We start from the raw sequence: 6,121 nt of genomic DNA, 5'->3' as shown, positions 1-6,121 counted from the left end.
ACGCCGAAAGTAGTTGGGGGCTTCCCCCTGTGAGGATAGGACGTTGCCAGGCAATTGAAAAAGACCGATCTGCATCTTGCAGGTCGGTCTTTTTGTGTATGTTCATTTAGAGTTAAATTATTTGCAATTCACTTTTAAGATGATTACTATTAAATCAAACAATAGTCAAAGATGGTCAGAGAGGTGGTGCCCATGCAAAACATCACAGATATCATCGAAGCCTATTTAAAACAAATCTTAAATGATGAAACAAAAGTTGAAATCAAACGTCAAGAAATTGCCCAGCGTTTTGATTGTGTTCCTTCCCAAATCAATTATGTCATCAACACACGTTTTACAGTCGAAAAAGGCTATTTTGTCGAAAGTAAGCGTGGTGGTGGAGGGTATATCCGGATTCAGAAAATCGTTTTGCTAGATAGTCACGATCTCTTAGACGAGATGAGTGCCTGGGTCGGTGATCAATTAACCGAACAGGCTGCTGAAGATTATTTGATTCGATTAATGAATGAACAATTATTAACGCGACGTGAAGCGATTATCATCCAAGCGTTGTTACGAAAAGAAAGTCTACCGATGGATGTAGAAGATCAACACCGGATGCGAGCGCATCTGATGCAATCACTTCTCCAAACCATCAAGCGATTGTAGCATTGGAGGAATGCCATATGCGATGTCAACGTTGTTTAGAGCGCGAGGCAATCGTACGTGTCAAACTTCCACAAGAAACGGAAGGAGCAGAGCGTGTTTTATGTTCTGTATGTGTCCGAGAGCTTGCGCGCGAGTATCAAGGTACAACGTGTCCTTCTTGTGGTATGACACGACAACAGTTGTTGCATTTGAGAAAAGTTGGTTGTGCGACGTGTTACACCGTATTTAAGGATGAAGTCGATGGAATGGTCCGTCAATTCCAGCATGGCCACTCCAAACATTATGGATCACGCCCTGATGAAGAATCAGTCGAAAAGCGTTTGAAGCAACAGTTAAGCCGGTTAAAAGAACAACTCAATCGGAAGGTCTTGTCAGAAGATTACGAAGAAGCTGAACTGATTAAACAACAGATTGTTAGCGTCGAGGAGGATTTGCGCCATGTTTAAAGAATTATTGACGCATCCTTTAAGTGAAAAAATGAATCAACAAGCCCCTTATGATGACATCGTCGTCTCGACACGGATTCGTTTAGCTCGAAATGCGATGCAATATCCGTTCTCGACGATGCTGTCGGAAAAAGAGGCGAATGAACTGATTGATGAAACGGAACGCCAGTTGAGTGGACTAAAAGGATTCCGATTTGGACGGGTCGACCAGGCGGATGCGCTGACACGGACTGCTTTAGTGGAAAAACATTTAATCAGTCCCGCACTTGCATCCCATCCACGGACGGGATTGTTCATTAGTGAAGATGAACAGATTAGCGTCATGGTGAATGAAGAAGATCATTTCCGGATTCAAACATTGTTTCCGGGTCTACAACTCGAAGAAGCTTTTCGGATCGCGAAACAAGTCGATCAATTGATTAGTGAACGTTTTAAGATTGCCTTTGATGATACACTCGGTTATTTGACAACCTGTCCGAGCAATGTCGGGACGGGACTTCGCGCTTCTGTCATGCTGCATCTACCTGGACTTGTCTTGACGAATCAAATTCAAGGATACGTCAAGCACTTGAGACAGCTTGGTTTTGCGATTCGTGGCCGGTATGGTGAAGGCAGCGACGCCTCTGGGCGGATGTTTCAACTGTCGAATCAACGGACTCTTGGAGCGAGTGAAGATATGTTGATTACGGATTATCTTTTTGCTGTTGAAGCATTAATTGAGGCAGAACAGGCCGCAAGAAAAGGATTATTGGAGATGTATCAAGAAGAACTAGAAGACCGGTTATACCGGTCGTATGGCATTTTAACATCCGCCCGTTTAATTACGGCACGAGAAGCAACGGAACGTCTATCCGATGTTCGCTTAGCAGATGGGCTAGGACTAGCTGTCAATCTCGCACCGAATGTGTTCCATCATTTACTTGTATCCTTACAAACAGGTTTTCTACAAAAGCATTTCGGGAATCAATTAACAACAAGAGAACGGGACATCGAGCGAGCGAATGTGATTCGTCAGATGTTAACCGAACAGAAACACAGGGATCACACACAAGGAGGTTTTGCGTAATGATGTTTGGACGATTCACAGAGCGTGCCCAACGCGTACTCGCACTTGCACAGGAAGAAGCGGTACGACTCGGACACCATAATATCGGGACAGAACATATTTTACTCGGGCTTGTACGTGAAGGAGATGGGATTGCTGCGAAAGCTTTAACAGCACTCGGACTCAGTTCAGATAAAATTCAAATGGAAGTCGAAGCATTGATCGGTCGTGGACAAGATGGTGCGACGACGATTCACTATACGCCGCGCGCAAAAAAAGTCATCGAACTTTCAATGGATGAAGCACGTAAGCTCGGTCATTCGTATGTCGGCACGGAGCACCTCTTACTCGGCTTGATTCGTGAAGGTGAAGGTGTTGCGGCACGCGTCTTAAACAACCTTGGAATCAGTCTTTCTAAAGCGCGTCAGCAAGTATTGCAACTGCTTGGGAACAGCGAAACGACAGCTAACGCATCACAAGCAGGCTCAGGCGTCGCGACGCCAACGCTAGATGGCTTGGCACGCGACTTGACGCAACAAGCACGTGAGACACGTCTCGACCCAGTCATCGGACGCGCAAAAGAAATTCAACGTGTCATCGAAGTCTTGAGTCGTCGGACGAAAAACAACCCGGTTTTGATTGGGGAGCCAGGTGTTGGTAAAACAGCTGTCGTCGAAGGACTCGCCCAACAAATCATCAACAATGAAGTGCCGGAAACGTTACGGAATAAACGCGTCATGGTTCTCGACATGGGGACGCTCGTCGCCGGGACGAAATACCGTGGTGAGTTCGAAGACCGTTTGAAAAAGGTCATGGATGAAATCCGTCAAGCTGGAAACATCATTCTCTTCATCGACGAATTGCACACATTGATTGGTGCAGGTGGAGCAGAAGGCGCAATCGATGCGTCAAACATTTTAAAACCATCACTCGCGCGCGGTGAACTCCAATGTATCGGTGCGACGACACTTGACGAATACCGCAAATATATCGAAAAAGATGCAGCGCTTGAGCGTCGTTTCCAACCAATTCAAGTCGCTGAACCAACAGCGAACGAAGCAACACAAATCTTGTTTGGTCTTCGTGACCGTTATGAAGCCCACCACCGTGTCACGATCACGGATGAAGCGATTCAAGAAGCGGTGACGCTTTCTGACCGTTACATCTCGGACCGTTTCCTACCGGATAAAGCAATCGACTTAATTGACGAAGCGGCTTCAAAAGTTCGTCTTCGTTCATATACAGCACCACCGAACTTAAAAGAAGTCGAAGCAAAACTTGAAGGCATCCGAAAAGATAAAGACGAAGCCGTCCAAAGCCAAGAATTCGAAAAAGCAGCAAGCTTACGCGACACTGAGCAAAAACTTCGCGATGAGCTCGAGCGCTTAAAAGAAGAATGGCAGAACAAACAAGGCAATGAGAAGCTTGAAGTCACAAAAGATGATATCGCGCAGGTCGTCGCGAGCTGGACGGGCGTACCCGTAACGAAAATCGCTGAAGAAGAAACCGATCGTTTGCTCCGTCTCGAAGAAATTCTTCATAGTCGGGTCATCGGTCAAAATGAAGCGGTCAAATCAATCTCAAAAGCAATCCGTCGCGCACGTGCCGGACTCAAAGATCCTAAACGTCCAATCGGTTCATTCATCTTCCTCGGTCCAACGGGTGTCGGTAAAACAGAGCTTGCCCGTGCCGTCGCAGAATCGATGTTTGGTGACGAGGATGCCATCATCCGAATCGACATGTCAGAATACATGGAGAAACATGCAACAAGCCGACTCGTCGGTTCACCTCCTGGATATGTCGGATATGAAGAAGGCGGTCAATTGACTGAAAAAGTACGCCGTAAACCGTACTCCGTCATCTTGCTTGATGAAATTGAAAAAGCTCACCCTGAAGTCTTCAACATCTTGCTTCAAGTGCTCGATGATGGACGTCTTACGGATTCAAAAGGCCGGACAGTCGATTTCCGTAATACGATCATCGTCATGACGTCGAACGTCGGTGCAAGTGCCCTCAAACGGAATAAATACGTCGGGTTCACAGTGTCGGACGATACGGACCGCGAATACAAAGACATGAAGGGGAAAGTGATGGACGAACTGAAGAAAGCCTTCCGTCCTGAGTTCTTGAACCGGATTGACGAAACGATCGTCTTCCACTCACTTGAGAAAAAACACATCGAAGAGATCGTCAAACTCATGGCGAAGACTCTCGAAAAACGCCTTGCGGAACAACAGGTTCACTTTGAATTGACACCTGCCGCGCTTTCGAAGATTGCCGACATCGGATACGACCCAGAATACGGAGCTCGCCCAATCCGTCGTGCACTTCAACGAGAAGCTGAGGATCGTTTGTCGGAAGCATTGCTTGCGGGAGACATTCAAAAAGGAGAACGTGTTGCACTTGATGTAGAAAACGATGAATTCATCGTCCGCCGCCACCAAGTGGAACCGGCAACGACAGAATAAGTGATCAACAGGGTCCAGCTTTCGCAAGTACGAAGCGAAAGCTGGGCTTTTTCTTGGATAGAGAAAGGATGAACAGAGTGGCTAAAATGAAGACGAAATTTGTTTGCCAAAGCTGTGGGACGGAGTCACCGAAATGGATGGGACGCTGCTCCGGCTGTGGGGAATGGAATACGATGGTCGAAGAAGTCGTCGAGGAGAAGAAAGCACGACGCGGTTCCGCTTTTGTCCATACGACGACGAAACAATTGAAACCGGAACGTCTCGCAAATATCGTCTCACAAGAAGAAAGTCGTGTCTTCACGGGGAGTAGTGAATTTGACCGTGTGCTCGGCGGCGGGATTGTGCCCGGATCGATGGTCCTCGTCGGAGGTGACCCGGGGATTGGGAAATCGACGATTCTGTTACAGACAAGTGCTCGCCTTGCACAACGCGGCGAAAAAGTCCTCTATATCTCAGGTGAGGAATCGCTCAAACAGACAAAACTCCGCGCTGAACGGCTCGGTTTACCGACTCAAGACTTATTCGTGCTCAGTGAAACGGACATGAATATGATTGAGCGGGTCGTCGACGAAGAAAAACCAGGCTTTTTAATCATCGACTCGATTCAAACGGTCTATATCGATGAAATTCAGTCTGCCCCTGGTAGCGTCACGCAAGTACGTGAATGTACGGCGATGCTGATGAAAATCGCGAAGAGTCGCGGCATTGCCATCTTTATCGTCGGTCACGTCACGAAACAAGGTTCGATTGCCGGACCTCGTTTACTCGAACACATGGTCGATGCCGTCCTGTACTTCGAAGGGGAACGTCACCATACGTTCCGGATCCTCCGTGCCGTCAAAAACCGGTTTGGTTCGACGAACGAGATTGGAATCTTTGAAATGCGGGAGTCTGGTTTAGAAGAAGTCTTGAATCCATCGGAAATCTTCCTCGAGGAGCGGACGTCCGGTGTATCGGGTTCGACAATCGTTGCTTCGATGGAGGGGACACGGACTGTTCTCGTTGAGTTACAAGCCCTGATTTCACCGACATCATTCGGTAATCCACGCCGTATGGCAACAGGGATTGACCAAAACAAGGTGGCCTTGCTGATGGCAGTGCTTGAGAAACGATCTGGTTTACTGCTCCAGACACAAGATGCCTATTTGAAAGCAGCTGGTGGCGTCAAGCTCGATGAACCGGCGATTGACCTCGCCGTCTGTGTCGCGATTGCCTCGAGTTTTCGCGACAAGCCGACACGTCCGACAGATGTCGTCATTGGTGAAGTAGGTTTGACGGGAGAAGTCCGGCGCGTCTCACGGATTGAGCAACGCGTCGCAGAAGCTGCGAAGCTCGGATTCACACGAGCCATCATTCCGAAAAACAATCTCGGGGGATGGACCTATCCGGACGGCATCACGGTCATCGGTGTCGAAAGTGTTGACGAAGCGTTACGCGAAACCATCCCGTTTTAAACGCCTGAAATGTAGGAAAAGATGGGGAGGCTGTAATGGATATGTAAACAGTTTCCCCAC

General features: G+C 47.8%; 5 protein-coding genes. All 5 read left to right on the top strand.

The window, feature by feature from the left end:
• The first annotated feature begins 192 nt into the window (after positions 1-192).
• The 5 genes from KNP94_RS14775 (at position 193) to radA (ending at position 6,061) form a co-directional block, all read left to right on the top strand.
• Positions 193-648: a CtsR family transcriptional regulator gene (locus KNP94_RS14775; protein ID WP_088835991.1), complete on the top strand. Its 456-nt coding sequence runs from the start codon at positions 193-195 to the stop codon at positions 646-648.
• A 17-nt stretch (positions 649-665) separates the two neighbouring features.
• Positions 666-1,094: a hypothetical protein gene (locus tag KNP94_RS14770; protein WP_088835992.1), complete on the top strand. Its 429-nt coding sequence runs from the start codon at positions 666-668 to the stop codon at positions 1,092-1,094.
• Entirely contained in the window at positions 1,087-2,160 is a 1,074-nt protein-coding gene (locus tag KNP94_RS14765; protein WP_214846401.1) for a protein arginine kinase, read from the top strand. Before KNP94_RS14770 ends, KNP94_RS14765 begins: the two co-directional genes overlap by 8 nt.
• Positions 2,160-4,607, top strand: coding sequence for an ATP-dependent protease ATP-binding subunit ClpC (gene clpC, locus KNP94_RS14760; protein WP_088835994.1), 2,448 nt, complete (start codon positions 2,160-2,162; stop codon positions 4,605-4,607). Before KNP94_RS14765 ends, clpC begins: the two co-directional genes overlap by 1 nt.
• Positions 4,608-4,684: 77 nt before the next feature.
• Positions 4,685-6,061 (top strand): DNA repair protein RadA, encoded by a 1,377-nt coding sequence (gene radA, locus KNP94_RS14755; protein ID WP_029332236.1) that lies wholly within the window; start codon positions 4,685-4,687, stop codon positions 6,059-6,061.
• Positions 6,062-6,121 lie beyond the last annotated feature (60 nt).

Origin of the sequence: Exiguobacterium sp. s80 (assembly GCF_018618725.1) — a bacterium.
Lineage (GTDB): Bacteria > Bacillota > Bacilli > Exiguobacteriales > Exiguobacteriaceae > Exiguobacterium_A > Exiguobacterium_A oxidotolerans.
Note: the sequence above shows the minus strand (reverse complement) of the source record. Positions and strands in the feature narration are given on the sequence as shown.